Here is a 25,673-nt window from a genome sequence, read left to right on the forward strand (position 1 = left end):
GCGGGCATACGAGCATACGGCGCACCCGATCCCGATGAAACTACTGCTATCCACCCCATCGCTGGTCTATGCGGCGCACTGCCAGAACGTGCTGGAGGCCGCCGGCATCCGTGCCGACCTGCGCAATACCTGGCTGGCCGGCGCCATGGGCGATATCCCGTTTCGCGAGAGCGCGCCCCAGGTCTGGCTGATCGACGATGAACGGGAGGCCGAGGCCTGGGAGGTATTGCGCGCCGCCGCCAATCCGACGCCGGGGCCGCGATGGGCCTGCGTGTCCTGCGGCGAATGGCACGAGGCGCAGTTCGGCTCGTGCTGGCAGTGCGGCGCGCCGCGGCAACCCTGAAGCAAAACGCCCGCGGCAAGCGCGGGCGTCGATGGTCAACGGGTACAGCGGGATTGGCTCAGCCCACCCAGAGCGCCAGTGACAACATCGCCAGCAGCAGCATCCACAGCACCACCGCACGCCACACCAGGCCGATGGCCGATTGCAGCGTGCGCACGTTTGGCTCCATGCCGAATTCCGGCGCAACTGCCTCGGGCTCGGTGTCGTCTTCCATGCCTGGCGCATAGTCCACCGCCGGACCGGCCAGGCTGGTGCGCAGCACCACTGTAGAACTTTCCTCTGCCAGCGGCACGCCCAGGCGCACGCCAAGCGCGCCGCCGCCGCTGGCAAGCAGGATGCCGTTGACGGCATCGTTCCACTTGCGCGCGTGGTTGCGCCATGCGTAGACCGCGTCCTCAAAATTGCCGACGATGGCAAAGCCGACCGAGGTCAGCCGCGAGGGAATCCAGTCCAGCAGGTAGAAGGCGCGCGCGGCAAAGCGGCCCAGCGCGGGGCTGCGCTCCGTGGACGGGATATTCCAGTGACGGGTGAGGTACTCGGCGATGCGGTACAAGACCACGCCGCCCGGGCCGATCGGCACCAGGAACCAGAAGAACACCCCGAACACATGCCGGTGCACCGCCACGATGGCGGCTTCCAGGGTGTGCCGGACGATTTCCGTGACCGGCATTTCGATGGTTTCGAGGCCGGTCCACTGGTGCAGCAGCGCGCGGGCGCGCGGCAGGTCGTCGCGGTTGAGCGCTTCGTGGATATCGGTGAAGAAGTGGCTGAACTGCCGGAAACCGAGGGTGAGGTAGAGCAGCAGGACATTCCACACCAGCGTGAGTGCCACGCTGATGGAGGCCAGCAGGTAGTGCACCACCATGGCGGTCAGCGTGAGCGGCAGCACCACAGTGAACCAGGCCAGCGCGGTATCGCGCGGCCGCCCGGTGTCAAAGGCATGCTCGGCGCGCTCGGCAAGAACGCGCACGATGTCGTAGATCGGATTGTTGCGGCCCAGGGCGCGGAACTGCTCGGCGATCAGCGCGAGGAGAACGGATACAAATGTCATCTCTGGTCTGGGTGTCGATGGCCAGGGCGCATCAGGCGGCGCGTGTGCCGGGCTGATCGCTTATCTATAGCAAGACGATAGCATACGGCAAACCCGCCCAGACAAGGCACCGCAGCCCGCCGGCTGAGCGGGCGGGCTGCAGGCTGCCGAAGCAACGCCTCAGGGCAGATCAAATACCAGCACTTCGGCACCATCGCCGTGGGTCAGGGTCACGGCCTCGGCGCCTTGCAGCTGTGCGGCATCGCCCGCTTCCAGCGCCTTGCCATTGACGGTGACGCGGCCACGCGCCACATGCACATAGGCGCGCCGCTTGGGCGCCAGCGCCAGCGTGGCGGACTCGTCACCATCGAACAAGCCGGCATACAGGCGCATGTCCTGGTGGATCACCACCGAGCCCTCGGCGCCGTCACGGCTGCCCACCAGGCGCAGCCGGCCGCGCTTGTCGGCCGCCGGGAAGTGCTTTTCCTCATAGCCGGGCTTCAGGTCGGCCTTCTCCGGCAGGATCCAGATCTGCAGGAAGTGCGTGGTGTCGTGCGCAGCGTGGTTGTACTCCGAGTGCCGCACGCCGGTGCCCGCGCTCATGCGCTGCACGTCGCCGGGGCGAATCACGCTGCCGTTGCCCATGCTGTCCTTGTGGGCCAGCTCGCCTTCCAGCACATAGCTGATGATTTCCATGTCGCGGTGGCCATGGGTGCCAAACCCCATGCCCGGGGCTACACGGTCTTCGTTGATGACGCGCAGCGGCCCGAACTGGACGTGCCTGGGATCGTAGTAATCCGCGAAGGAAAACGTATGGTACGACTTGAGCCAGCCATGATCGGCATAACCACGTTCACCCGCCTTTCTGATTTCAATCATTTTGACGGCCCTCCTTCAGGCCACATCGGCATCAGGAACCGGTCTAAACCTAGTCCTGGCCTTGCGCTACGTTTCAATACTAGGCAGTTTAGAGCGGCAGGCGTATATTAAGCAGGTCGATCTTAGAAGCATTCATTCAGAATTTCTGAACATGGCACTCTCTCTCGAATCCCTGGAAGTTCTTGACGCCATCGAGCGCAAGGGCAGCTTTGCCGCCGCCGCGCACGAGATGGGCAAAGTGCCCTCCGCGCTCACCTACGTGGTGCGCAAGCTGGAGGAAGACCTGGACGTGCTGCTGTTTGACCGCCGCCGCCACCGCGCCGAGCTCACGCCCGCCGGGCGCGCCCTGCTGGACGAAGGCCGCCACCTGCTGCATGCCGCCGACGACCTGGCCCGCCGCGTCAAGCGGCTGGCCACCGGCTGGGAAGCCGCGCTGACCATCGTGGTGGACGACCTGATCAACTTCCGCGCCCTGCTGCCGGTGATCCAGGACTTCTACAACGAGAACGATGCCACCCGGCTGCGCTTTGCCAAGGAAGTGCTGGGCGGCGCCTGGGATGCGCTGGTCAGCAGCCGCGCCGACCTGGTGATCGGCGGCGCCTACGATGCGCCCAGCACCCAGGGCTTCCAGGTGCGCCCGCTCGGCTCCATGCCGTTTGTCTTCGCGGTGGCCGCGCATCACCCGCTGGCGACCGAGCCCGGCCCGCTGACCACGCTGCAGATCGCCAAGCACCGCATCGTGGCCGTGGGCGATACCTCGCGCAACCTGCCGGCCCGCACCCATGGCGTGCTCGCCGGGCAGGACGTGCTGGTGGTGCCCACCATGCGCGACAAGCTCGAAGCCCAGATCCGCGGCCTGGGGTGCGGCTGGCTGCCGGCGCCCATGGCGCAGCCCTTTATCGAAAGCGGCGTGCTGCAGGCGCGCGAAACCCTGGAGGTGCGCGCCCCCGGCAACTTCAAGGTAGCCTGGCGCACCAACACGCGCGGCAAGGCGCTGCAATGGTGGGCCAACAAGCTGGAAGACCCGCGCCTGGCGCAAGCCCTGCTCCAGCAGCAACCGGGCCAGCCTGACTAACCGCCCGACCCACACCTGTTTTCGCCATGCCTACCCGACCGAGCCCGGCGCCCGGCTACCGGGGCCGCTTTGCGCCCTCCCCCACCGGCCCGTTGCATATGGGCTCGCTGGTCACCGCGCTGGCCAGCTGGCTCGACGCGCGCGCCCACCTTGGCAGCTGGCTGGTACGCGTCGAGGACATCGACTATCCGCGCTGCGTGCGCGGCGCGGACCAGCAGATCCTGCGGGCACTGGCGCGCCTGGGCCTGCATCCGGACGAGCCGCCGCAATGGCAGAGCCGGCGCGAAGCGCTGTACGCCGAGGCACTGCGCAAGCTCGATGCCGACCACCGGACTTATCCCTGTGGCTGTTCGCGCAAGGAGATCGCCGACTCGCTGCTGCACGCGCGCGCGCGCCACCAGACGCTGGGCTATCCCGGTACCTGCCGCGACGGCCTGCATGGCAAGCCGCCCCGCGCCTGGCGGGTGCGGGTGCCGGACGGCGACGCCGCGCTGATCTGCTTCGACGACCGCTGGCAAGGCCGGCAATGCCAGGACCTCGCGACCGAGCTCGGCGACTTCGTGCTGCGCCGTGCCGATGGCTTGTGGGCCTATCAGCTGGCGGTGGTGGTCGACGATGGCCACCAGGGCATCACGCATATCGTGCGTGGCGCCGACCTGCTCGACTCCACGCCGCGGCAGATCCACCTGCAGCATCTGCTAGGGTTGCCCACGCCGTCGTACCTGCACGTGCCGGTGGTGACCAACGCGCTAGGCGAGAAGCTCAGCAAGCAAAGCGGCGCGCAGGCCATCGACGATCTCGATCCGCTGGCGGCACTGCGCATGGCCGGCGCGCACCTGGGCCTGGCGAGCGCGGCGCAATCGGTGCAGAGCTGGCTGAGCGACGCCACGACCGGCTGGGCGGCCTTGCTGGAACGCCTGCCTGCCCAAGCGCACGGCGAAGCGACGACACACACCTGAATGGCATGAAGTCCAAAACAAGAAAGGCGCCCGAGGGCGCCTTTCTTGTTTGCTGCAGCGGCAGCGATTCGCTACGTGTCGCGCCGGCCCGTTCAGGACTTGCGCGGCACGCCGCCGAGCAGTGCCGCCAGCTGCCGCTTGGGCGCCGGACGGCCGCGGCCAAAGGCGGCGGCATTGTTGTCCGTCACGTCGGGCTGCGCGGCAACCGCCGCGGCGCTCGGCTCGTAAGGACGCGTGAAGAAGGAATCGTCGGAGGACGGGCGGAACGCATTGCGCGAGCTGGCCGGATCGTTGCGGCGCGCACGCGGCTCTTCGCCGTCGCCATTGGCGCGCGGGCGGCGCACTTCGGTGCGGGCACGGCGGCGGTCGTTCTCTTCGGCGCGGGTGCCAGCGCCGGTGGGGTCGAAGCCTTCCAGCGGCGTACGCGGGATGCTGCGCTTGAGCAGCTTCTCGATATCGACCAGCAGGCGCTCGTCGCCCGGCACGTAGATCGACATGGCATCGCCGCTGGCGCCGGCACGGCCGGTACGGCCAATGCGGTGGATGTAGTCTTCGGCGCTGAACGGCAGGTCGAAGTTGATCACGCAGGGCATGTCGGGAATGTCGAGGCCGCGCGCCGCCACGTCGGTGGCGACCAGTGCGTCGATCGAGCCTTGCTTGAAGCCTTCCAGCGTCTGCATGCGCTCGGTCTGGGTCTTGTCGCCGTGGATGGCGGCGGCGTTGATGCCCTCGCGCTCCAGGTGGCGCGCCAGGCGCGAGCAGCCGATCTTGCTGTTGACGAAGACGATGCACTGGCGCGACATGCCTTCGGCGGCGCGCTTCTTCAGCAGGTGCACCACGGCGCCCTGCTTGTGGCCGTCTTCGACCTGGAACACGGTCTGGCGCACGTTCTCGTTGGCAGAGTTGCTGCGCGCCACTTCGATGGTGACCGGCTGGCGCAGGTAGCTGGCGGCCAGCCGCTTGATTTCGTTCGAGAAGGTGGCCGAGAACAGCAGCGTCTGGCGCTGTGCCGGCAGCAGGTTGATGATGCGCTGCAGGTCGGGCAGGAAGCCCATGTCGAGCATGCGGTCGGCCTCGTCCAGCACCAGCATCTGCACTTGCGACAGGTTCACCGACTTTTGCTGCACGTGGTCGAGCAGCCGGCCCGGGGTTGCCACCAGGATTTCCACGCCGCGGCGCAGGGCCTCGGTCTGCGGGTTCATGTCGACGCCGCCGAACACCACCGTGCTGCGCAGGTCCGTGAAGCGCGCGTAGCGGGCCACGTTGTCGTAGACCTGGTCGGCCAACTCGCGGGTGGGGGTGAGCATCAGGGCGCGCACCGGATGGCGGGCCGGCGAGGCGCTGGCGCTGGCCAGCGGCAGCAGGCGCTGGATGATCGGCAGCGCAAAGCCAGCGGTCTTGCCGGTGCCGGTCTGGGCCGCGCCCATCACGTCCTTGCCCTGCAGCACCACGGGAATCGCCTGCTCCTGGATGGGAGTGGGCTTGGTGTAGCCCTGCTCGGACAGCGCGCGCTGGATGCGAGCATCTAGCCCGAAGCTGTCGAAGGTGATCTCGGGGGTGGTCTGGTCAGTGGTCGTAGTCGTCATGGTTTCCGTGTCTTGCAGGAGGCGAACCCGGCGCCAACGGACACGCGTCTTGAACCGAGCGGGCGAGATCTGCGCATGGATTTAAGGGCCGGCCACGTGGGGCGCGCTGTGCTGGCGCACGCCACTGCAAACCGTCGTCTGTCCGTGCCTTGCGTGGGCCCTTGCGTGGGCCCTTGCGTGGGCAATTCCGCCGCGCGATCAATAGCTCATGTAAATCAAAGACTTAGATTGTAGCATTAGCGGCCCATTTAAGGGTAGTACGGGTGTGGCGGCAACGCCAGTTTCGGCGTTGCGGATTTCAACTTTATGTCACCAGCCGTGTTGCCGTTAAGTCCCGGCGCCTGGCCGCCGCCCTTATCCGGCAAGCGCGCTGGATCGTAGTTGTCATTTTTTGTTTTCAAACGTATACAAACGATGACGCGCGACCTATGCTTGGTTCCAGTGAGTCACTTCAGGCCGCTGGCCGATCCCGATGCAAACCGTCTCCGTCCGAATCCCCGAAGAAGACCTCGCCTGGCTGGCCGGCATCCAGCTGGCCGGCGCCAGCAGTCCCAGCGACAAGATCCGCGCCCTGCTTGCCGATGCGCGCCGGCGCGCCGACGGCTCAGGCGACTACGTCGGCTGCGTCTCGCTGCTGCGCGAGCAAGTGCGCCCCCTGCTCGAGGCCACGCAGGCCCTGGAGCACGACCACCAACTGCACTCAGCCATCGTCCCGCTGCTGGCCATGCAGCTGCCCGAGCTGATGGCCAGCCTGATTGCCGGCGTGCCTGCCGGCGACCAGGCCCCGGCGCAGGCGCGCGACCTGGAGGCGCGCCTCACCGCCCGCGCCATGCGCATGCTGCTGGGCCTGCTGCGCCTGGGGGTGACCCAGCGCACGCCAGCCTACGACCCCGCCGTACTGGACGCCTATATCCCGGAAGTGTTAGAACTGGCAAAACTGATCCAGAGCGCCCGGCAAGCCACCTGAAATTCCTTACTTTTGTGTTGCGCCATCGCCGCCCAAGCGGCGTCTTATCGAGCAGGCCAAGGTGACGGAAATCGCCGAGCAGGAAAAGGCCATCGTGATCGCTGCCAAATCGGAGGCGCAATCGCAGGCGCAGGGCCGCGCCAATGAGGCGCTGGCCGAAGCCGTCAAGGCCGAGCAGATGGTGGAGACCACGCGGCGCACGGCGGAGGCCGACCGGGCCAAGCAGGTGGCCCTGATCGAGGCGGCGCAGGAAGCCGAGACGCAGGCCGTGCACGTCACCACCAAGGCCCGCGCAGAGCGCGAGGCCGCGCAGATGCAGGCCACTGCCATCGTCGAACTGGCGGAGGCCGCGCGCAAGAAGGGCCTGGCCGAGGCCGAAGCACAGCGCGCGCTCAACGACGCCATCAACGCGCTGTCGTCCGACCAGACCAGCCTGAAGTTCAAGCTGGCGCTGCTGCAGGCGCTGCCGGGCGTGATCCAGCAGACCGTGGAGCCGATGAAGGCGATCGACGGCATCAAGATCATCCAGGTCGACGGCCTCAATCGCGGCGGCTCGGCGGGATCCGGCGACGCGGGCAACGGTGGCGGCAATGGCAGCAACGGCAATGGCAACGGCAATTTCGCCGAACAGGCGATGTCCGCCGCGCTGTCCTACCGCGCGCATGCGCCGCTGATCGATTCGCTGCTCAAGGAAGTGGGCCTGACCGGCGGCTCGCTGCAGGGCCTGGTTCCCGGCCTGGCCGCGGCAGCCTCGCACACGGACGACGCGCAGGTCTTGCCGCTGAAGCATGCCAACTATGCAGGCAACGCGTCGAAGGTCGAGCCGGGAAGCAACGCCAGCAACTGATGGCTGGCTGACCAGCTAGCGGGCTAGACAACGGGCCGCATGCATCCACTGCATGCGGCCCGTTTTGCTTTAGCGGCTCTGGCGCTTGATCCAGCTTCGCGCCCGACTCCGCCACCAGCGACGACCAGCCATGAGGCCCGGACAAGCGGCACGTAACGTATGGAAACGTCTGTCTCTTGAGGGCACGCCGAAACCGCGGTTGGGTTGAAAAGAAAAAGGCCGGACCAACTCGCGTGTCCGGCCTTCCTCCACGACCGATCCAGTCGAGGCCGGCAACGATCGATTCAACCTGTCAATCTCAGTCGCTCTTGATGCCGTTGTCCTGGATCACCTTGCCCCACTTCTTGTAATCGCTGCGCATGCGCGACGCCAATTGCTCCGGCGGCTGGTAGGCAGCGACCGTGCCCGCGCCCAGCATCTTTTCCTGCACCACGGGATCCGCCAGTGCCGCCTTCAGTTCGGCCGACAGCTTGGCGATCACGTCCTCGGGCGTGCCGGCGGGTGCCAGCAGGCCGCCCCAGGCGGTTGCCTCGAAGCCGGGGAAGCCTTGCTCCGCCACCGTCTTCACATCCGGCGTGAAGCTCACGCGCTTGGCCGAGCCCACCGCGATGGGGCGCAGCTTGCCGGCGTTGATATGCGGCAGCGCCGCGATCATGTCCGAGAACATCATCGGCACCTGGCCGGCCAGCAGATCGGAGATCGCCGGCGCGCTGCCCTTGTAAGGCACGTGCTGCACATCGAAGTGCCCGAGGCTCTTGAGCAGCTCGGTGGACAGGTGACCGAAGCTGCCGTTGCCCGCGCTGGTGTAGTTGAGCGCGCCGGGCTTGGCCTTGGCGCGGGCGATGTACTGCTGCAGGCCGGTCACGTCCGGCATGGCCTGCGGATTGACCACCATCACGATGGGCAGGTCGTAGGCGGAGCCGATCGGCGTGAAATCCTTGAAGATGTCATAGCCCTTGCGGCTGATCAGGTGCGGCGCCAGCAACGTGGGCGTGGCCAGCACCATCAGCGTGTAGCCATCCGGCGCGCTCTTGGCGACGGCTTGCGCCCCGATCGTGCCGGAGGCGCCCGGGCGATTGTCCACCACCACGGTCTGCTTCAGCGATTCGCCCATCTTCTGGCCGATGATGCGCGCGGCGGTATCGGTCGGGCCGCCCGGCGGGAACGGCACCACCAGGCGGATCGGCTTGGTGGGATAGGCCTGCGCGAATGCCTGGGGCGCGCACAGCGGCAGGGCTGCGCCCAGGATGGCCGCGCCCAGGCGGCGCGAAAAGATACGACGGTTTGTCTTCTGCATGATGAACTTGAAACGTAATCCAGCAATGACGCGTGCCGGCTCCACAGCCCGCGCGTGTCGACGATCCAGCAAAAACCAACGGGAAAGACGGGACAAAGCTTCGATGGCCTCCTCCATGACCGGTCATGGCCGGTCGCTTGTTATCGGGCCGCTGGCCGGCGGGCCAAGGCTCGCCGGCTTCATGGCATCAAAGCGTTGGAGCGTTAGGGCGTCAGAGCTTCAGCGGCCCGGCGCGGAACAGCCGCGCATCCATGGTGCGCAGGTCAGGCGCCACGCTGACCGCGGTGGCGCACTGGTCCAGCACATCGCGCTGCAGGTCGATGCCCGGCGCGATTTCGATCAGGGTCAGGCACTCCGCGCCGATGGCATCGGGCCGCATCTCGAAGACGGCGCGCTCGGTGATGTAGAGCACGGGGATGCCCAGCGAGGCCACATAAGGGCCGTTGAAGCTGAGGTGCGAAACCTGCGGCACGATCTTTTTCACGCGGCCTTCGCGCGTGATGCGCAGCGAGCCATTCTCGGCGCGCACCTCCAGGCCGCCGGCGGTGAGCGTGCCGACGAAGACCACGGCCTTGGCGCTCTGCGTGATGTTGATAAAGCCGCCGACGCCGGCAATCAACGCTTCGGCGCCTTCGCCGAACTTGCTGACATTGACGTTGCCGTGCCCATCCAGCTCGGCCAGCCCGAGGATGGCGAGATCGATGCCGCCGCCCTCATAGAAATCGAACTGCGCCGGCTGGTCGACGATCGCTTCCGGATACGCCGACGCGCCAAAGCTGAGGCCGTCGGCCGGCGTGCCGCCGATCGGGCCGGCTTCCACCGTGAGCGTGAAGCCGTCGACGCCGGCCTCCACCGCCAGCATGCCGACGGCGGCTGGCATGCCAACCCCGAGGTTGACCACGCGCGGCTGCCGGCGCGCCAGCTCCAGCACCGCGCGCCGCTGCACGATGGTGCGGGCGTCGAGCACGGACGGCATCTCGGGCGCAGGGGCGCCGGCGGTGCTGGCACCTTCCCCTTGCCAGGGCGTCACGTAGGCCGGATTGAACTGCTCCGCGAACGTCATCTGGTGATGCGCCGGGTTCTCGCTCACCACCACGTAGTCGACCAGGATGCCGGGCACGTGGATGGCCTGCAGGTTGTCGTGGTGATCCACCAGCGACTCCACCTGCGCGATCACGATGCCGCCGGAGTTGTGCGCCGCCTGCGCCATCGCCAGCAGTTCGTGGTGGAAGGCCTCGCGGTGCGTGCTCAGGTTGCCGCGCGTATCGGCGGCGGTGCAGCGAATCAGCGCGCAGTGGATCGGGAAGCTCGGATAGAACAGGTATTCGTCGCCGCGGAAATCGACCGCCTCGACCCAGTTCGCACGGCCCTCGGCAATCGCCGCTTGCGCGCTGCGGTTGATGGCGCCGCCGTGGTAGCGGCTGTCCTGCGCGGTGCGCGGATCGACAAAGGTGTGCAGGCCGATCTTGGTCAGCACGCCGGGCTTGCCGCCGGCGATGGCGCGGTACAGGTGCGTGAGCACGCCTTGCGGCAGGTTGTAGCCCTCGCACGCCTCGGCCATGGCGAGCGTGGCCAGGCGCGTGGCGGAGCGCCAGTGCCCGCCCACGATGCGCCCGGTCATGCCGGCATTGCCGAAGTGGTTGACCCCGCGCGCGCCCCGGTCGCCCTGCCCCGCCGAATACACCAGCGTCAGGTCGCGCGGCATGCCCGTCTCCAGGAAACGGCGCTCTAGCGCGTCCGTCACCGCTTCGGCATGGCCGGCGCCAACGAAGCCTGCGCTGGCCACGGTCCACTGGGATTGCACGAGCGCAGCAGCCTGCTGCGCGCTGATGACCTTCATGGCTGTCTCCATCGTGTTCTTCTTGGCGCCACGTGCTGCCTGCACGCGCTGCGCCGGACCGAATTCCGCGAACATTTGTTCGCAAAAAGCCTATCATACGTAGTCATGCCGGCATCGCGCAAGTGCGTTCAGCGCACTAAAATCACCCTATTTCCGCCTCCTCACTCCATGAACAGCCCCGAAACGCCCCTGGCCAACCCGCAGAAAAAGGAAGAGCTGCTCGATTCGCTGACCAATGGCCTGGCACTGCTGCGCCTGTTCGCCTCCGGCGCCGGGAGCCTCACCATGCAGGATGTAGCGGAGCAGCTCGACGTGACCCGCGCCGCGGCGCGGCGGCTGCTGCTGACCCTGCAGCACAACGGCTATGTCGCGCAGGATGGCCGGGACTTTTCCATCACCCCGCGCGTGATGGACCTGGGATACGCGTACTTTGCATCGATGAACCTGCCGCAGCTGGCCGGGCCTTACCTCAAGGCGCTCTCCGAGCAGGCGGAGGAAACCTGCTCGCTGGGCGTGCTCGACGGCGAAGCGGTGGCGCTGGTGGCGCGCGAGGAACCGCCGCAGATCCTGCGGGTCGACATGGGCGTAGGGCGGCGCATGCCGGCCTACGCCCACTCGCTCGGCCGCGTGCTGCTGGCCGGGCTGGACGACAAGGCGCTGGAGGCTTACCTTGCCACCGCGCAGTTGCGCAAGCTCACCCCGTTCACGGTCAGCTCGCGCACGGCGCTGGCGCGCACGCTCAAGCAGGTGCGCAGCGACGGCTACTGCACGTTGATCAGCGAACTGGTCGACGGCTTCGCCGGCATCTCGGTGCCGGTGCGCGCGGAGTCCGGCAAGGTGGTGGCGGGATTGGGGTTCAGCATGGTGCTCGGCAGCCGGGATGCGGCGCACCTGGAGCAGCACTACCTACCGGCGCTCAGGCACGCCGCAGGAGAGATCGAGGCGTTGCTGCGACGGCGCTGAAGGCTTGAGTGCCCAAGCGAGGCACAACCGAGGCACAACCGCTGCACGAAGCCTAGAATGGGAAACGGGTCAAGGCCGGCATGAAACGCACTTGAAAGCATCACCGCATGACTATCAGACCGCTCGACTGGGCGCGTGACGGCGCCGGCATCCTCAAGCTCGACACCACCTACGAGACCGATCGCATCTATGCGGTCAAAAGCGGCCCGCTGGGCATCTGGCTCGTGGAGCAGGTGCTGGGCCAACCCGTGCTCAACCACTACGACCCATCCGGTTTCGAGCAGGACTGCGCCAGGGCCGACCATGCGCTGGTCTTCGAGAGCGCGAGCGGCGATATCGGCGGCTTTGCGGCCGTCAGGCTGGAGGCCTGGAACCGGTCCGCGCTGCTGAGCGCGATCTTCGTGGCGCCCGCGTTCCGTGGCACCGGCATCGGCCGCGTGCTGCTGGGGGAGATCAATCGCCTGCTGCAAGGTACGCCGGCGCGCTGCCTGCGCGCCGAAACACAGAACACCAACTACCCGGCCATCGGCTTTTACCGCGCGCTGGGATTCTCACTGTGCGGGATGGACTGGGACTTATACGACCCCGACACCGCCGGCACGGAGACGGCGCTGATCTTCACCCGGCCCGTGGTGCGCAAGAGCGCCGGCTAGTTGCTGGTTAGTCGCCGGCGCGGTCCCAGGCGGGCGCAAAGGGCGGTGTGACAAAGCGCTGGTCCTTCGGCAAGGCGCAAAGCGCGCGGCGGTCCTCGTCGTCCAGCCGCAGCTTCAGCGCATCGAGGTTGGCTTGCTGGCTCTCGCGCCGCTGCGCCTTGGGAATCGCGGCCACGCCGTCCTGGTCGAGCAACCAGCGTAGCGCGACCTGCGCGGGCGTGGCGCCATGCCGGGCCGCGACGCTGACCAGCGCCGCATGCTCCGCCAGCCGCCCTTGCGCCAGCGGGCAATGCGCCACCAGCGCCATCGAATGGCTGGCGAGGTAGCGGCGCATCACCGTCTGCTCCAGCAGCACGTGGTACTCGACCTGGTTGCAGGCCAGCGCAATGCCGATCTCCTCCACCACCGCGCGCACCATGCCCACCGTGAAATTGCACACGCCGATGGCGCGCGTGCGGCCCGATTCGCGAAGGCGCTCCAGCGTTTCGAAGATGGCGGGCAGGTTCATGTCCGCCGCCGGCCAGTGCACCATGAACAGGTCGACGTAGTCCAGACCGAGCTGACCCAGGCTGGCATCGAACGAGCGGTGGATCGCATCCGGCGCCAGCTGGTCGTGCCAGACCTTGGTGGTGACATGCAGCGCCGCGCGCGGCAGCGCCGACGCCGCCAGCGCCGCGCCCACGGCGTCCTCGTTGCCATACATCGCGGCCGTGTCGATGTGGCGATAGCCAAGTTCCAGCGCGCTTTCCACCGCGGCACGGCAGACCTCGCCCTGCATGCGGAAGGTGCCAAGGCCCAGGCGCGGCATGTTCAAGCCATTCGATTGCAGGTATTCCATAGCGTGGCTCCAATATCGCTTGATGAACCGTGTGCTTGGCGTCTGCCCGGCGGCGCCGGACGGTCATCACCAAGGCAGTATTTCGTTGCGGTAGTCGACAAACACCAGGCCCCGCGAAGATATTCACGCGCGAGTCCCCAGCCAAGGCCGCGGGAGGCGCCCAGGATCAGGACGGTACGAGTCGCATGCATCAGGCTGGCCCCAGGTTGAACCCAGGTTGAAGGGTGAACTCCGGCATTCAGTGCCCGCGCTCAAGCAGCCCGGCCAGCACGGTACGCAGCGTCACGGTGCCCTTGCGGGTCGCCGCCTCGCCGGCCTCGAAGCCGATCCAGCCGGCGTTGAAGCCATCGAGCATCTGCATGCGCGGCACGGGGTTGCGCATCCCCTGCGCGCGGAACACCGCATCCCAGGTGTCGCGCGGCACCGGCTGCGCCGCTACCGGGCGGCCCAGCAGCGCCGACAGCGTATCCGCGATCTCCAGTGGCGTGACGCGGCGCGGGCCTTCCAGCTCGACCACCTGCCGGCCCTGCCACGCTTGCTGCAACAACGCTGCCGCGACCCGGCCGACGTCGGCGGTGGCGACCATCGGCACCGGCCGGTCCAGCGGCTGCAGGTAGCTGGGGATGATGCCGCTGCTGCGGGCGGGCTCGATATCCCACACGGTGTTCTCCATGAACCAGCCGGCGCGCAGGAAGGCCACAGGCATCGATATCGATGTCGCCAACGCACCCAGCTCGCGCTCCATGTGCGAGAGCTGCTGCAGCAGGTTGGGCTGGCTGGCCTGCGCGCCGATCGTCGACAGGCAGACTACGCGTGGCGGCCGCGCCGCTTGCAGCGCCTCGCGCAAGGCCGCCACGACGCCGCGCGACTCGCGCAGGTCGGCGCTGGAATCGAACGTAGGCGGCAGCAGCACGAACACGCCCTCCACGCCGCTGAAGGCGCGCCGCAGCGCCTGCGCATCGTCCATCGCGGCGAGCGCGACCTCGCAGCCCTGGGCCGCCCAGGCGTCGCCCTTGTGCGCCGAGCGCACCACCGCGCGCACGTCCTTGCCTGCCGACAGCAGCGCGCGAGCCACCACGCCGCCAACTTGTCCGGTAATGCCAGTCACTGCGAACATCCTCTTCTCCAGTCGCTTGCGGCTTGTGCCGCGGTGACGGGATTGTGGTTCGCGGCGCGGCATTTAGCGATAACATGCCCGTCACTTGATTGATGACTGCGGGGCATCGATATGGGATTCGACGAGCGGATGCTGGACGGTATCGGCGTGCTGATGGCGGTGGTGGACCACGGCAGCTTCGCGCGCGCCTCCGCCTCCCTGGACATGACGCAGTCCGGCGTCAGCCGCGCCATTGCACGGCTGGAGAACCGGCTCGGCATCCGCCTGTTCGACCGCACCACCCGCAGCGTCACGCTGACCGACGACGGCCGGCGCTTCTTTGATGACATCGTGCCGTTGCTGGCGCAGCTGGAGGAGACCACGGCCGGCGCCGCCCAGGGCGTGGCCGCGGTACGGGGCCGCTTGCGGGTCAACGTCGATCCGCTGTTCTCGCGCCTCGTGCTGGGCCCGCAGCTAGGCAGCTTCGTCGACGCGCACCCACACCTCACGCTGGACCTGGTGGTGCGCGACCATCTCGGCGACATGATCGCGGACGGCTTCGACCTGGCCTTTCGCTTTGGCTTTCCGCGCGTGTCCACGCTGGTGGCGCGCAAGCTGATGGATATCCCGGTGATCACCGTGGCCGCACCGTCCTACCTGAAGCGCCGCGGCACGCCGCGCACGCCGGCGGATCTGGAACGCGGCGAGCATGCCTGCATCCACTATCGCGACCCCGAGACCGGCCGGCCCTTTCCCTGGGAATTCCATCGCGGCGCCGAGCGCCTTGTCGTCCAGGCCAGGGGCCGCCTGATCGTCAACGACGCCAGCGTCATGCACACCGTGTGCCTGGGCGGCCACGGCATCGCGCAGGTGCTGCAGTTCGGTTCGGAGGCGCTACTGGCCGAGGGCCGGCTGGTGCCGGTGCTGACCGACTGGCCCGACGAGCGCTTTCCCCTCTACGCCCTGTATCCGTCGCGGCAGCACCTGCCGGCGAAGGTGCGGGCCTTCGTGGATTTCGTGGTGTCCTTGTGCGAGCGATAGGTGCGGTGCCCATCAGCAACACCAGAATAACGGGTGATCGCTGCGGGCGTCGCAGCGGCCATAGCCGCCATAGCCGCCATAGCGGCGGGCCAATCCATTCACCGCAATATCTTTAAAGGAAAAGACGTGCCATTCATCATCGCCGGCCTCGCCTTGATCGCCGCCCTCATCTACGGTGCGGTCCGCCTGTACGCAACGGTGGCCGCGGCCTATGGCGCGATCGCCGGGACCGCCGCAGTCGCGTTCTGCGCGGCGCTGCTCGCGGTATTCGTCGCGAGCCTGGTCCGCCGCTATCGCGCGATCCACGGGGTCAAGATCAAGGGCGAGCGCATCCTGTCGCTGGAGGGAGCGTGGGGGACGATGCGCGTGGATCCGGAGCGCAAGCGTGGCGTGCTGGATGTCGGCGGGCAGCAGGCGAAGTTTATTTTTGCGGATATAGCGGGTGCCAGCGCGTTGGAGAACGGCGGCAAATGGATGCTTGCATTACGTCTTGAACACAATGCGCAAGGCAGTTGGCATATCCCCATGGCGAGTCGGAAAGAAGCATTGCGCTGGGCAAAGATATTCGACCTTGCCGCCGTGCAGAAGCTCTGAAAACCTGGCGCGTCAAGACTCATCCAAGCATCATGGATGGCAACGCAATAAGAGCGAACGCACCTGCCTCGGCGAGGCCTGGCTACTCGAGGAATATGTAATCCGCGCGATACGGCACGCGGCTTTCCTGTCCTTCCTGGGTGCAGGCCTGAGCGGGCGCGAGGCCGCCTTGGGTGTTCAATCGCTGAACGTAATGCACGGCCGCAAGCAGGCCTGTCCCCCCGGAACTCGTCGCCTGCAACAGCAATAGCGCAATGCTGTCCGGCGCCCGCGCATTTGCCGCCTGCCGCAATACTTTGCCGGTCACCTTGCTGCCGTCAGGCGCCTCCCAGGTCGGCCCGGCGTAATGCTTGGCGATGAGCTTGCCGGAAGCGTCGCGCAGATCCGCTTCCGGGGATTTGAACGCCCACGCCAATGAATTGCCCTGATCGCGCTTGCACACATAGATCTGCACGCCGGATGCGTGCAGGGTCGCGATCGTACGACGTGCGTCGGCGGGCTGGAGTTCGGGCGGAGCCGTCTCCCGGGCAATGGCGCAGGAGGCCAACAAGCATGCCCCGGCGAGGGCGATGCGATGCGATTTGCGACTACTGCGGAAATCTTGCCACATACAGCCTCCTTGCCCGAGGCTGGTCAGAATAGTACCCCCGGCTCGATGACAAGGAAACGCCGGCAATCGCGGCATTGCCAATCGCCCGCATTGCGGCTGGATACGGTTGGACACGGTTGAAGTAGCGAACTACATACTTGGGCTCACCGCAAAACGACCACTGGAACTTTGCAAGGCTGACGGCTACGCTAATAAGCGGACCGCCGCGCCAGGTGAGCGCGCGAGGGCCATCGGCTTTGCATCGACTTTGATTGGAAGGAGTCATCCATGAAGATCGCTATCGCACTGGCAATTGCAGTTCTCCTACCTGGTACCGTCTACGCCGCCGGCCCCGCAAATCCGGCGGATCGCTACGACTACAACATGCGTAGTACCAACAAGGAAGGCTACGTGCCGGACCCCCAGCGCACGACCAACAAAGACGGCTACGTGCCAGACACAGCAAAGGCCAATGACAAGTTTGACCCGTACACCCAGGGTGCCAATCAGAACACGGCTTCGGCGCTCACCGACTCAAAGACTCCGAGCAAGAAAGCGGCTGGCAAGGCACCAAGCCACAAGAAAGCGCCCGCTACCGGCATGGACAAATAGCAGCGCCGCCTGATTTGATCCGGGACGGCAATATGGCGGCGGCCAGGCTGCGATACGCAAGTCAGCGGAAACGCCGCGGCAAAGAAAAAGCCCCGCAGAAAAACCTGCGGGGCTTTTTCAACAATGGTGGGCCTCCCGTGAGTCGAACACGGCACCAACGGATTATGAGTCCGCTGCTCTAACCAGGCATGAGCTAGAGGCCCAGGAAAGTCAGACCGGCATGATACCGATCAACTACCTTCGAGGAAACTCTTAAGCTTATCAGAGCGGCTCGGGTGACGCAGCTTGCGCAATGCCTTGGCTTCTATTTGCCGGATCCGCTCGCGGGTGACGTCGAACTGCTTGCCGACTTCTTCCAGCGTGTGGTCCGTGCTCATTTCGATGCCAAAACGCATGCGCAGCACCTTGGCTTCGCGCGGCGTGAGCGAGTCCAGCACGTCCTTGACGACGTCGCGCATGGAGCCGTGCAGTGCCGCCTCGGCCGGGGCCAGCGTGTTGGTGTCTTCGATGAAGTCGCCCAGATGGGAGTCGTCGTCGTCACCGATCGGCGTTTCCATGGAGATCGGTTCCTTCGCGATCTTCATGATCTTGCGGATCTTGTCTTCCGGCATCTCCATCTTCTCGGCCAGCGTTGCCGGATCCGGCTCATTGCCGGTTTCCTGCAGGATCTGGCGCGAGATGCGGTTCATCTTGTTGATCGTCTCGATCATGTGCACCGGGATACGGATGGTGCGCGCCTGATCGGCGATCGAGCGGGTGATGGCCTGGCGGATCCACCACGTCGCGTAGGTCGAGAACTTGTAGCCGCGGCGGTATTCGAACTTGTCCACCGCCTTCATCAGGCCGATATTGCCTTCCTGGATCAGGTCGAGGAACTGCAGGCCGCGGTTGGTGTATTTCTTGGCGATCGAGATCACCAGGCGCAGGTTGGCCTCGGTCATCTCGCGCTTGGCTTCGCGGGCGCGCTTCTCGCCCTCGCTCATCCTGCGGTTGACTTCCTTGAGCTCCTTCAGCGGCAGCACCACGCGCATCTGCAGGTCGATCAGCTTTTGCTGCAACTCGCGCACGGCCGGCACATTGCGCTCGACGATGGTGCTGTACGACTTGCCGTCCTTGATGATCGTGTCGATCCACTCGAGGTTGGTTTCATTGCCCGGGAAACGGGCGACGAAATCCGCACGCGGCATGCCGCACTTGTCCACCACGATCTTCAGGATGGAGCGCTCGAGCTTGCGCACTTCGTCCACCTGGCCACGCAGCGTGTCGCACAGGCGTTCGACGTTGCGGGCGGTGAAGCGGATGCTCATCAGTTCGTTCAGGATGGCTTCCTGGGCCTTGACGTAGGACTTGGACTTGTAGCCTTCCTTCTCGAACGAGCGGCGCATCTTGTCGAACTGCTCGGCGATCACGCGGAATTTTTCCAGCGCGGCCTGCTTCAGTTCCTCGAGCTGGCGCGCGGAGGCAGCCAGGCCGCCGGCATCGTCGTCCTCGTCTTCGTCGGCATCTTCGCCGTCCGATTCCAGGTCGTCTTCCTCGGCGGCCACCACCACGGCCGGCGCCGGGGGAGCCGCGGGCACGTCCACGGCGTTCGGGTCGATCAGGCCGTCGACGAACTCGTCGATCTTGATTTCATCGCTGGCAACGCGCTCGGCCAGCGCCAGGATCTCGGAGATCGTGACCGGGCAGGCGGAGATCGCCATCACCATGTCTTTCAGGCCGGCCTCGATACGCTTGGCGATCTCGATTTCGCCTTCGCGCGTGAGCAGCTCCACCGTGCCCATCTCGCGCATGTACATGCGCACGGGGTCGGTGGTGCGGCCAAACTCGGAATCAACGGTGGAAAGTGCAGCCTCAGCTTCTTCTTCGGCTTCTTCTTCGCTGGTGGCCGACGGTGCGTTGTCGTTGAGCAGCAGCGTCTCGGCGTCGGGCGCTTGTTCGTAGACGGCGATGCCGATGTCGTTGAGCGTGGCGACCAGCGTGTCGATCGTTTCCGAATCGACCATGTCGTCCGGCAGGTGATCGTTGATTTCCGCGTACGTCAGGTAGCCGCGCGACTTGCCGAGCTTGATCAGCGCCTTGAGCTTCTGGCGGCGTGCTTCCAGTTCTTCCTCGGTACCCTGCTGCGTCGAGGCGAACTCCTTGAGCAGGGCCTTTTCCTTGGCCTTGCGGTCACGCGCCTTTTGCTTCTCGCTCTTGGGCGCGGCAGTCGGCGTTGCGGCCGCGGGGATCTCGTCTTCGTAAAGCTCTTCAGTCACGTCGTCTGGTGTGCTGTCGTCGTGCTGCGCTCCGGCCTTGGGCTTGCGGCCACGCTTTTTCGGCTCCGGCTTGACGGCCGGAGCGGCGGGACGCTCGGATGCAACGGGGGCGGAAGTTGTGGCATGCGGCGTGGCCTCGGGCTCGGCAGCGCCTGGCTTGGCGTTTCCGGTCTTGGCGCTGGTCGCTGCCGTTTTCTTGCTCTCGACTTCGGTATTCTGCTGTTTCGCCACGGTAATACTCTTGCCTTTCACAGGTACAGACGCGGCGTTGTTGCCGCTTGTATTGGCGCTATCGCCGCTCTCGTGTGCCGAAGTCGAGGGCCTCAGGTTTTCGGATAGGCGGGTCCCGGTGGAAGTGGACGCAGCGGGCGCCTTGGCGCTCCGAGCGGTCTTAGCTGGCACAGGCTGGGCTGGCGCCTTGACTGACGCGGCTGTCTTCGCAGCCGCCGTTGTTTTCACGGACGCCTTGCCGCTCCCCGATTGGGGAGTTTTAGTGGAAACCTTTTCGGTTGCTTTGGCCTTTGCCATTGGCACGCTCACTTTCACCAGAAGGGGAGAGAAAGATTTCGCTATCCAAACCGACTATTGTAGCACTAGCAATTAGCCGGCTTCCCAACAGGTGAGGTTTTCACCTGAAAAATCAAGGCTTAAGCGTAGCCAGGCCGCGCCAAACCTTCACTTATTTGTCACCACCCACCTTGCCCGACCTACCGGACGGTCAACCCGCATCAACCCAACTGCCGCCGCCGGTTGATCTCGCTGACCAGCCATCGCATGCGGCTCTTGCCGGCCTCATCCGCCGTGCCCATGATCACCGACTGCTGCAGCATGTCGAGCTCGCGGCGCAACGGCCCTGCCAGCAACTTGGCGATGGCGGTATCGAACTCCTGCTCCGCGGGTTCCTCATCGATCTCTTCGCGCAGTACCGCTGCGCGCACATTGGCGTAGACCTCGGCATACGGCGACTGCGCTAGATGCTCGCTAAAGGCGGCGAAGTTCACCTCGCCCTGCAACTCGTCGCACGCGGACACCAGGTGCGCCAGCACCTCGGCGTCGGCCTGCTCGTCTTCCAGCAGCAGTGCCCGGCTGTCGGCGTCGAGCCGGCTCGAGAGCTGCGGGTAGCGCATCAGCAACTGCAGCACCCGCTGCTCCAGCCCGGTGGGGGCCTGGCGCTTGGTGCGCGGCCGCGGCTGGGCAAAGCGCCCGACCCGCGCCGGGTCGCTCGCCAGCCCGCAGACGGCTTCGATTTCGGCCGGCGTCGTGCCGGTGGCATCGGCCAGCTCGCGCACGATCTGCAGCCGCAGGCCGCCGCTGGGCATGGACTGCAGCAGCGGCTTGGCCTCGTACTGGGCGCGGGCGCGGCCTTCGGCCTGGCGCAGTTCCTGCCCCTCCGACACCACCTGCAGCAGGAAGCGCGACAGCGGCATGGCATCGCGCACCTGCGCGGCAAACGCATCGGTGCCTTGCTCGCGCACATAGCTGTCCGGGTCGTGCTCGGCAGGCAGGAACAGGAAGCGGATGGTCTTGTTGTCCGCCACGTATGGCAGGCAGGCCTCCAGGGCCCGGCGCGCCGCGCGGCGGCCCGCGGCGTCTCCGTCGAACGAGAACACCACGGCGTCGGTCTGCCGCAACAGCTTTTGCACGTGCACCGCCGTGCAGGCCGTGCCGAGCGTGGCCACGGCGTTGGCAAAACCCAGCTGGGCCAGCGCAACGACATCCATATAGCCTTCGACCACCAAAACGTAACCGGTTTCCCGGATCGCGTGGCGGGCCTCGAACAGGCCATACAGCTCTGTGCCCTTGCTGAACAGGGGTGTTTCCGGTGAATTCAGGTACTTGGGCTCGCCCTGCCCCATCACCCGCCCGCCAAAGCCGATCACCTGGCCCTTGGTGCTGCGGATGGGAAACATGATGCGGTCCCGGAAGCGGTCGTAGCGCCGCGGCTTGCCATCGGCGTCGCGCTTCTCGGCGCTTTCGATCATCAGGCCGGCCTCCACCAGCGGCCCGGCGATGGCGTCGTCGCGATAGCTGCCGAACACCGACTCCAGCCCCTGCCAGTCGTCGGGGGCATAGCCCAGGCCGAACTGCGCCGCGATCTCGCCGGTCAGGCCGCGGCCCTTGAGGTACTGGATCGCCTGGGGCGCGCTGCGCAGTTGCTTGCGGTAGAACTCGGTCGCGCGGGTCATGGCATCGGACAGCGCCAGCGAGCGCGCCTGCGCTTCGGCGCGCTGGGCCGGCGGCAGCCGGTCGCGCTCCTCGGGCACGGACAGGCCGACCGATTGCGCCAGTTCGCGCACCGCATCGGGGTAGGACTGCCCGGAATATTCCATCAGGAAGCCGATGGCCGAGCCATGCGCCGCGCAACCAAAGCAGTGATAGAACTGCTTGGTCGGCGAGACCGTGAATGACGGCGACTTCTCGTTGTGGAAGGGGCACAGCCCCATGAAGTTGGCGCCGCCCTTCTTCAACTGCACGTACTTGCCCACCACATCGACTATGTCGACACGGTTGAGCAGGTCCTGAATGAAGGATTGCGGAATCACCCGGCTTGTCGTCCTATGGCCGAGCTGCCCGTGGAACCGGGCAGCGGCGATATCTTGTTCATGAAGTGCGTGACCGGCACTGCGCTTTCCGGCCTCTTAACACTACATTGTAGTGCAGACGCAACGGATTGCAGCCAGCGCCGGCGAGAGGGGCCGGGAGAAAGCGCCTTAAATGACACTCAGTCGCCTTCGCTCGCCAGGCGCCAGCTGGCGCCCGGGCCCGCTCAACGCCCCGTCAGCGCGGCCTTGACCAGGCCGGAGACGGCGGTCATGTCGGCGCGGCCGGCCAGCTTGGCCTTGAGCACGGCCATGACCTTGCCCATGTCCTGCGGGCCGGCGGCGCCGGTTTCCGTGACCGCGGCCTGCACTTCGGCAGCAACTTCCGCATCCGACAGGGCCGCCGGCATGTAGACCTTGAGCACTTCGATTTCCGCGCTCTCCTTGTCCGCCAGGTCGGTGCGGCCGGCTTGCGTGAACTGGGAAATGGAATCCTTGCGCTGCTTGATCAGCTTTTCGATCACGGCCTGCACGGCGGTGTCGTCGAGTTCGATGCGCTCGTCCACTTCCCGTTGCTTGATGGCGGCCAGCAGCAGGCGGATGGTGCCAAGGCGCTCGGTCTCGCGGGCACGCATGGCGGCCTTCATGTCTTCGGTTACACGGGCTTTGAGGGACATTGCATTATTCCAGGAAAGTGTGGGCGGGACGGTGCCGGCCAGGCGCTGCGCCGGCCGTCGGACCGCCAATGCAAAAACCCGCCGGAGCCTTGCCCACAGCGGGTTTTGATGCGGAACGCGAAGAGTACGCTCAGTACATCTTCTTCGGCAGCATCAGACTGCGGATGCGCTTGTAGTGGCGCTTTTCGGCGGCGGCCTTCTTGCGCTTGCGCTCAGCCGTCGGCTTTTCGTAAAACTCGCGAGCCCGCAATTCAGTCAGCAAGCCGTTTTTCTCGATGGTGCGCTTGAAACGACGCATGGCAACTTCAAACGGCTCGTTTTCTTTAAGGTGGATCGTGGTCATTTTGCTGAAATAAGTAGCAGCTGTTAGCGGTTTTACGAAAGCTACAAGTGTAGCACAACCGCTGTCAAGCCCGTATGGCGGTTTTTTCGTCGCCGTGCCGCTTACGACGCTCAGGCCGTCCCCGCCACCATGGCCCTTGCGTTCTCCGCCACGGCCTGGCCGGCGGCCACGCCGGATGCCCACGCCCACTGGAAGTTGTACCCGCCCAGCCAGCCGGTGACGTCGACCACCTCGCCGATAAAGTACAGGTTCGGCACGGTGCGCGCCATCATGGTGGCCGACGACAGCGCCCGCGTATCCACGCCGCCGAGCGTGACCTCGGCCTTGCGATAGCCCTCGGTGCCTGCCGGCACCAGTTGCCAGCTGTTGAGCGCGGCGCCGAGCCGGCGCAGTGCCTTGTCCGGCATGTCGTGCAACGGCTGGGCACCGTTGAGGCCCGCCGCCGCGCACCAGGCGTCTGCCAGGCGGGCCGGCAGGCGCTCGGCCAGCAGGTTGGCCAGGTGCTTGCGGCTGCCCCCCTTTTGCTCGAGCAGCCAGGCGCTGGCGTCATTGCCGTCGAACAGGTCGATGGTAATCGGCGTGCCGGGGCGCCAGAAGCTGGAGATCTGCAGCACGGCCGGGCCGGACAGGCCGCGATGGGTCCACAGCAAGTCCTCGCGGAAGGCGCCGGCCGTCTTGCCGTTCCCTGTCGCGATGTCAACCTCCATCGACACCCCGGCCAGCGGCACGAACGGCGCCCAGCCCTGCCCGTCGAAGGTCAGCGGCACCAGCGCCGGGCGTGTTTCGACCACGCTCAGCCCGAACTGGCGGGCAATGCGGTAGCCGATGTCGGTGGCGCCGATCTTGGGGATGGACAGGCCGCCGGTGGCCACCACCAGCGCGCCGGCGCGTACCGGCCCGCTGGCCGTCATCAGCAGGAAATCGTCGCCCTCGCGCCGGACCTCGTCCACGCCGCAGCCGGTGCGCCAGTGCACATTGCCCGCGCCGCATTCGGCACGCAGCATCTCGATCACCTGCTCGGCGCTGTCGTTGCAGAAGAGCTGGCCGCGGTGCTTCTCATGCCAGTCGATCTCATGCTTGCGCATCAGCGCGAGGAAATCCTGCGGCGTGTAGCGAGCGAGCGCGGAACGGCAGAAGTGCGGATTAGCCGACAGGAAATTGGCCGGTCCCGCCTGCAGGTTGGTGAAATTGCAGCGCCCGCCACCGGAAATACGGATTTTCTCCGCCACCTTGGTGGCGTGGTCGATCAGCACCACGCTGGCACCGCCCTGCCCTGCCACGGCGGCGCACATCATGCCGGCGGCCCCGGCGCCAAGCACCGCCACATCGAAGCGCCCTGCGCGCGTGCCGGCCTGGCCGGTCTCTGCGGTCTGCTTGCTGCCCATGTCTGTCTTGCCCACTCAATGCCTGCTGAAGAAGCGGCGATTGTAGCGAAAAGCATGGCCAGCGCCGCTGTGCTACCCTGCTGGCCTCATGCCAGGCTGCAGGCCCGATGGTCCGCAGCCCGCACCAACCCCTTGATTTGCCGGCCTCGCTTGATGCCGGCCTTGCCTCTCCCATGCTTGTCCTCGGCATCGAATCCTCCTGCGACGAAACCGGCCTCGCGCTCTACGACACGCAAGCCGGCCTGCTCGCCCACGCCCTGCATTCGCAGATCGCCATGCACCGCGACTACGGCGGCGTAGTGCCTGAACTCGCCTCGCGCGACCATATCCGCCGCGTGCTGCCGCTGTTGCAGCAAGTGCTCGACGAAGCCGGGCGCACCCGCGCCGACATCGGCGCGATCGCCTTTACCCAAGGGCCCGGCCTGGCCGGCGCGTTGCTGGTGGGCGCATCGGTGGCCAACGCCCTGGGCTTCGCGCTCAATGTGCCGATGCTGGGCGTGCACCATCTCGAAGGCCACCTGCTGTCGCCGCTGCTGGCGCCCAATCCACCGCCGTTCCCGTTCGTTGCCTTGCTGGTTTCCGGCGGCCACACGCAGTTGATGGAAGTGCGCGGCATCGGCGAGTACGCCTTGCTGGGCGAGACCCTGGACGACGCCGCCGGCGAAGCGTTCGACAAGACCGCCAAGCTGCTCGGCCTGAGCTACCCGGGCGGCCCCGAAGTCTCGCGGCTGGCCGAGTTCGGCGTGCCGGGCACGTACGCCCTGCCGCGTCCGATGCTGCATTCGGGCAACCTCGATTTCTCCTTCGCCGGCCTGAAAACCGCCGTGCTCACGCAAACCCGCAAGCTGGGCAATGTGTGCGAGCAGGACAGGGCCAACCTGGCGCGCTCCTTTGTCGATGCCATCGTCGACGTACTGGCCGCCAAGTCGATGGCCGCGCTCAAGCAGACCGGGCACCGGCGCCTGGTCGTCGCCGGCGGCGTGGGTGCCAACCGGCAGTTGCGCGAGCGGCTGGACCAGCTCGGCGCGCAGAAGAAGATCGCGGTCTATTACCCGGACCTGGCTTTCTGCACGGATAACGGCGCCATGATTGCCTTCGCTGGCGCAATGCGGCTGCAAGCCGCGCCGGAACTGGCCAAGCGCGACTACGGTTACGGCGTGACGCCGCGCTGGGAGCTGTCGGATATCCGGCTGCCAGAGCGCCCCCACGCCTGAAGCCAAAGTTTCGATGCCCAGTAAAAAAAAAAGCCACCTCGCGGTGGCTT

Annotated in this window: 24 protein-coding genes and 1 tRNA gene; 11 read left to right on the forward strand and 14 right to left on the reverse strand. The window is 66.4% G+C overall.

From position 1 onward, the window contains the following. Positions 1-34: 34 nt before the first annotated feature. On the forward strand, positions 35-343 hold the full coding sequence (locus tag ACYP5B_RS16300; protein ID WP_459570401.1) for a putative signal transducing protein: 309 nt from the start codon (positions 35-37) through the stop codon (positions 341-343). Positions 344-401: 58 nt separating this feature from the next. Here ACYP5B_RS16300 and ACYP5B_RS16305 read toward each other — a convergent pair whose 3' ends face one another. Together ACYP5B_RS16305 and ACYP5B_RS16310 are read right to left on the reverse strand one after the other, a co-directional pair. Continuing rightward, positions 402-1,394 (reverse strand): CobD/CbiB family protein, encoded by a 993-nt coding sequence (locus tag ACYP5B_RS16305; protein WP_459570402.1) that lies wholly within the window; start codon positions 1,392-1,394, stop codon positions 402-404. A gap of 159 nt (positions 1,395-1,553) precedes the next feature. Further along, complete coding sequence (locus ACYP5B_RS16310) at positions 1,554-2,252, reverse strand: pirin family protein (RefSeq protein ID WP_459570403.1); 699 nt, start codon at positions 2,250-2,252, stop codon at positions 1,554-1,556. A gap of 151 nt (positions 2,253-2,403) precedes the next feature. Between ACYP5B_RS16310 and ACYP5B_RS16315 the strand changes: the two genes are divergently transcribed. Continuing rightward, positions 2,404-3,327 carry a LysR family transcriptional regulator gene (locus ACYP5B_RS16315; protein WP_400095563.1) on the forward strand — a complete coding sequence of 308 codons (924 nt, stop codon included), beginning with the start codon at positions 2,404-2,406 and terminating at the stop codon, positions 3,325-3,327. A 26-nt stretch (positions 3,328-3,353) separates the two neighbouring features. Beyond that, positions 3,354-4,286: a tRNA glutamyl-Q(34) synthetase GluQRS gene (gene gluQRS / locus ACYP5B_RS16320; protein WP_459570404.1), complete on the forward strand. Its 933-nt coding sequence runs from the start codon at positions 3,354-3,356 to the stop codon at positions 4,284-4,286. A gap of 92 nt (positions 4,287-4,378) precedes the next feature. Here the strand turns inward: gluQRS and ACYP5B_RS16325 are convergent, their stop codons facing one another. Beyond that, on the reverse strand, positions 4,379-5,872 hold the full coding sequence (locus ACYP5B_RS16325; RefSeq protein ID WP_459570405.1) for a DEAD/DEAH box helicase: 1,494 nt from the start codon (positions 5,870-5,872) through the stop codon (positions 4,379-4,381). Positions 5,873-6,344: 472 nt separating this feature from the next. Here ACYP5B_RS16325 and ACYP5B_RS16330 point away from each other — a divergent pair, with 472 nt between their 5' ends. Both ACYP5B_RS16330 and ACYP5B_RS16335 read left to right on the forward strand, forming a co-directional pair. Further along, complete coding sequence (locus tag ACYP5B_RS16330; protein WP_400095567.1) at positions 6,345-6,839, forward strand: hypothetical protein; 495 nt, start codon at positions 6,345-6,347, stop codon at positions 6,837-6,839. A gap of 61 nt (positions 6,840-6,900) precedes the next feature. After that, positions 6,901-7,686 carry a flotillin domain-containing protein gene (locus ACYP5B_RS16335; protein WP_459570406.1) on the forward strand — a complete coding sequence of 262 codons (786 nt, stop codon included), beginning with the start codon at positions 6,901-6,903 and terminating at the stop codon, positions 7,684-7,686. Positions 7,687-7,984: 298 nt separating this feature from the next. On the opposite strand, the gene ACYP5B_RS16340 is transcribed toward ACYP5B_RS16335, so the two are convergent. Continuing rightward, complete coding sequence (locus ACYP5B_RS16340) at positions 7,985-8,983, reverse strand: Bug family tripartite tricarboxylate transporter substrate binding protein (protein WP_267603913.1); 999 nt, start codon at positions 8,981-8,983, stop codon at positions 7,985-7,987. Positions 8,984-9,194: 211 nt separating this feature from the next. Continuing rightward, positions 9,195-10,823 carry an acyl CoA:acetate/3-ketoacid CoA transferase gene (locus ACYP5B_RS16345; protein ID WP_400095600.1) on the reverse strand — a complete coding sequence of 543 codons (1,629 nt, stop codon included), beginning with the start codon at positions 10,821-10,823 and terminating at the stop codon, positions 9,195-9,197. Positions 10,824-10,991: 168 nt separating this feature from the next. Here ACYP5B_RS16345 and ACYP5B_RS16350 point away from each other — a divergent pair, with 168 nt between their 5' ends. Both ACYP5B_RS16350 and ACYP5B_RS16355 read left to right on the forward strand, forming a co-directional pair. Then, positions 10,992-11,786, forward strand: a complete 795-nt coding sequence (locus ACYP5B_RS16350) for an IclR family transcriptional regulator domain-containing protein (RefSeq protein ID WP_400095571.1) — start codon at positions 10,992-10,994, stop codon at positions 11,784-11,786. 107 nt (positions 11,787-11,893) lie between these two features. After that, entirely contained in the window at positions 11,894-12,439 is a 546-nt protein-coding gene (locus tag ACYP5B_RS16355; protein ID WP_400095573.1) for a GNAT family N-acetyltransferase, read from the forward strand. 7 nt (positions 12,440-12,446) lie between these two features. Here the strand turns inward: ACYP5B_RS16355 and ACYP5B_RS16360 are convergent, their stop codons facing one another. Next, positions 12,447-13,277, reverse strand: a complete 831-nt coding sequence (locus tag ACYP5B_RS16360; RefSeq protein ID WP_459570407.1) for an aldo/keto reductase — start codon at positions 13,275-13,277, stop codon at positions 12,447-12,449. Between the two features lie 238 nt (positions 13,278-13,515). Continuing rightward, entirely contained in the window at positions 13,516-14,394 is an 879-nt protein-coding gene (locus tag ACYP5B_RS16365; protein WP_459570408.1) for an NmrA family NAD(P)-binding protein, read from the reverse strand. Between the two features lie 111 nt (positions 14,395-14,505). On the opposite strand from ACYP5B_RS16365, the gene ACYP5B_RS16370 reads away from it, so the two are divergent. Next, complete coding sequence (locus tag ACYP5B_RS16370; RefSeq protein WP_459570409.1) at positions 14,506-15,414, forward strand: LysR family transcriptional regulator; 909 nt, start codon at positions 14,506-14,508, stop codon at positions 15,412-15,414. Positions 15,415-15,540: 126 nt separating this feature from the next. After that, complete coding sequence (locus ACYP5B_RS16375; protein WP_400095579.1) at positions 15,541-16,008, forward strand: hypothetical protein; 468 nt, start codon at positions 15,541-15,543, stop codon at positions 16,006-16,008. Positions 16,009-16,090: 82 nt separating this feature from the next. Here the strand turns inward: ACYP5B_RS16375 and ACYP5B_RS16380 are convergent, their stop codons facing one another. Next, positions 16,091-16,618 (reverse strand): DUF3455 domain-containing protein, encoded by a 528-nt coding sequence (locus tag ACYP5B_RS16380; RefSeq protein WP_459570410.1) that lies wholly within the window; start codon positions 16,616-16,618, stop codon positions 16,091-16,093. 267 nt (positions 16,619-16,885) lie between these two features. Here ACYP5B_RS16380 and ACYP5B_RS16385 point away from each other — a divergent pair, with 267 nt between their 5' ends. Further along, a complete protein-coding gene (locus ACYP5B_RS16385; protein ID WP_400095583.1) occupies positions 16,886-17,209 on the forward strand; it encodes a hypothetical protein in 324 nt (107 codons plus the stop codon). A gap of 124 nt (positions 17,210-17,333) precedes the next feature. Here ACYP5B_RS16385 and ACYP5B_RS16390 read toward each other — a convergent pair. The 6 genes from ACYP5B_RS16390 to ACYP5B_RS16415 all read right to left on the reverse strand — a co-directional run bounded on the left by ACYP5B_RS16390 (position 17,334) and on the right by ACYP5B_RS16415 (position 24,409). Continuing rightward, positions 17,334-17,412, reverse strand: a tRNA-Ile gene (locus ACYP5B_RS16390). Between the two features lie 27 nt (positions 17,413-17,439). Beyond that, complete coding sequence (gene rpoD / locus ACYP5B_RS16395; protein ID WP_400095584.1) at positions 17,440-19,716, reverse strand: RNA polymerase sigma factor RpoD; 2,277 nt, start codon at positions 19,714-19,716, stop codon at positions 17,440-17,442. A 476-nt stretch (positions 19,717-20,192) separates the two neighbouring features. Next, complete coding sequence (dnaG, locus tag ACYP5B_RS16400) at positions 20,193-22,007, reverse strand: DNA primase (protein ID WP_267603924.1); 1,815 nt, start codon at positions 22,005-22,007, stop codon at positions 20,193-20,195. 224 nt (positions 22,008-22,231) lie between these two features. Further along, positions 22,232-22,681 carry a GatB/YqeY domain-containing protein gene (locus ACYP5B_RS16405; RefSeq protein WP_267603925.1) on the reverse strand — a complete coding sequence of 150 codons (450 nt, stop codon included), beginning with the start codon at positions 22,679-22,681 and terminating at the stop codon, positions 22,232-22,234. A 130-nt stretch (positions 22,682-22,811) separates the two neighbouring features. Beyond that, the gene (gene rpsU / locus ACYP5B_RS16410; RefSeq protein ID WP_043348281.1) at positions 22,812-23,024 is read right to left on the reverse strand and encodes a 30S ribosomal protein S21; all 213 of its coding nucleotides are present in this window, start codon (positions 23,022-23,024) and stop codon (positions 22,812-22,814) included. Between the two features lie 110 nt (positions 23,025-23,134). Further along, positions 23,135-24,409 (reverse strand): NAD(P)/FAD-dependent oxidoreductase, encoded by a 1,275-nt coding sequence (locus tag ACYP5B_RS16415; protein ID WP_400095602.1) that lies wholly within the window; start codon positions 24,407-24,409, stop codon positions 23,135-23,137. Between the two features lie 173 nt (positions 24,410-24,582). On the opposite strand from ACYP5B_RS16415, the gene tsaD reads away from it, so the two are divergent. Further along, positions 24,583-25,623, forward strand: a complete 1,041-nt coding sequence (tsaD, locus tag ACYP5B_RS16420) for a tRNA (adenosine(37)-N6)-threonylcarbamoyltransferase complex transferase subunit TsaD (protein ID WP_267606466.1) — start codon at positions 24,583-24,585, stop codon at positions 25,621-25,623. The last annotated feature ends 50 nt before the right edge of the window (positions 25,624-25,673 follow it).

The organism is Cupriavidus sp. 8B (assembly GCF_054589115.1).

Coding starts and splice junctions, on each gene's coding strand:
- gluQRS (WP_459570404.1), top strand. CDS start 3,354: ATGCCTACCCGACCGAGCCCGGCGCCCGGCTACCGGGGCCGCTTTGCG.
- ACYP5B_RS16405 (WP_267603925.1), bottom strand. CDS start 22,681: ATGTCCCTCAAAGCCCGTGTAACCGAAGACATGAAGGCCGCCATGCGT.
- tsaD (WP_267606466.1), top strand. CDS start 24,583: ATGCTTGTCCTCGGCATCGAATCCTCCTGCGACGAAACCGGCCTCGCG.
- ACYP5B_RS16325 (WP_459570405.1), bottom strand. CDS start 5,872: ATGACGACTACGACCACTGACCAGACCACCCCCGAGATCACCTTCGAC.
- ACYP5B_RS16350 (WP_400095571.1), top strand. CDS start 10,992: ATGAACAGCCCCGAAACGCCCCTGGCCAACCCGCAGAAAAAGGAAGAG.
- ACYP5B_RS16345 (WP_400095600.1), bottom strand. CDS start 10,823: ATGAAGGTCATCAGCGCGCAGCAGGCTGCTGCGCTCGTGCAATCCCAG.
- ACYP5B_RS16385 (WP_400095583.1), top strand. CDS start 16,886: ATGAAGATCGCTATCGCACTGGCAATTGCAGTTCTCCTACCTGGTACC.
- ACYP5B_RS16365 (WP_459570408.1), bottom strand. CDS start 14,394: ATGTTCGCAGTGACTGGCATTACCGGACAAGTTGGCGGCGTGGTGGCT.
- ACYP5B_RS16380 (WP_459570410.1), bottom strand. CDS start 16,618: ATGTGGCAAGATTTCCGCAGTAGTCGCAAATCGCATCGCATCGCCCTC.
- ACYP5B_RS16310 (WP_459570403.1), bottom strand. CDS start 2,252: ATGATTGAAATCAGAAAGGCGGGTGAACGTGGTTATGCCGATCATGGC.
- ACYP5B_RS16305 (WP_459570402.1), bottom strand. CDS start 1,394: ATGACATTTGTATCCGTTCTCCTCGCGCTGATCGCCGAGCAGTTCCGC.
- ACYP5B_RS16315 (WP_400095563.1), top strand. CDS start 2,404: ATGGCACTCTCTCTCGAATCCCTGGAAGTTCTTGACGCCATCGAGCGC.
- ACYP5B_RS16340 (WP_267603913.1), bottom strand. CDS start 8,983: ATGCAGAAGACAAACCGTCGTATCTTTTCGCGCCGCCTGGGCGCGGCC.
- ACYP5B_RS16300 (WP_459570401.1), top strand. CDS start 35: ATGAAACTACTGCTATCCACCCCATCGCTGGTCTATGCGGCGCACTGC.
- rpsU (WP_043348281.1), bottom strand. CDS start 23,024: ATGACCACGATCCACCTTAAAGAAAACGAGCCGTTTGAAGTTGCCATG.
- ACYP5B_RS16355 (WP_400095573.1), top strand. CDS start 11,894: ATGACTATCAGACCGCTCGACTGGGCGCGTGACGGCGCCGGCATCCTC.
- ACYP5B_RS16370 (WP_459570409.1), top strand. CDS start 14,506: ATGGGATTCGACGAGCGGATGCTGGACGGTATCGGCGTGCTGATGGCG.
- ACYP5B_RS16330 (WP_400095567.1), top strand. CDS start 6,345: ATGCAAACCGTCTCCGTCCGAATCCCCGAAGAAGACCTCGCCTGGCTG.
- ACYP5B_RS16415 (WP_400095602.1), bottom strand. CDS start 24,409: ATGGGCAGCAAGCAGACCGCAGAGACCGGCCAGGCCGGCACGCGCGCA.
- ACYP5B_RS16360 (WP_459570407.1), bottom strand. CDS start 13,277: ATGGAATACCTGCAATCGAATGGCTTGAACATGCCGCGCCTGGGCCTT.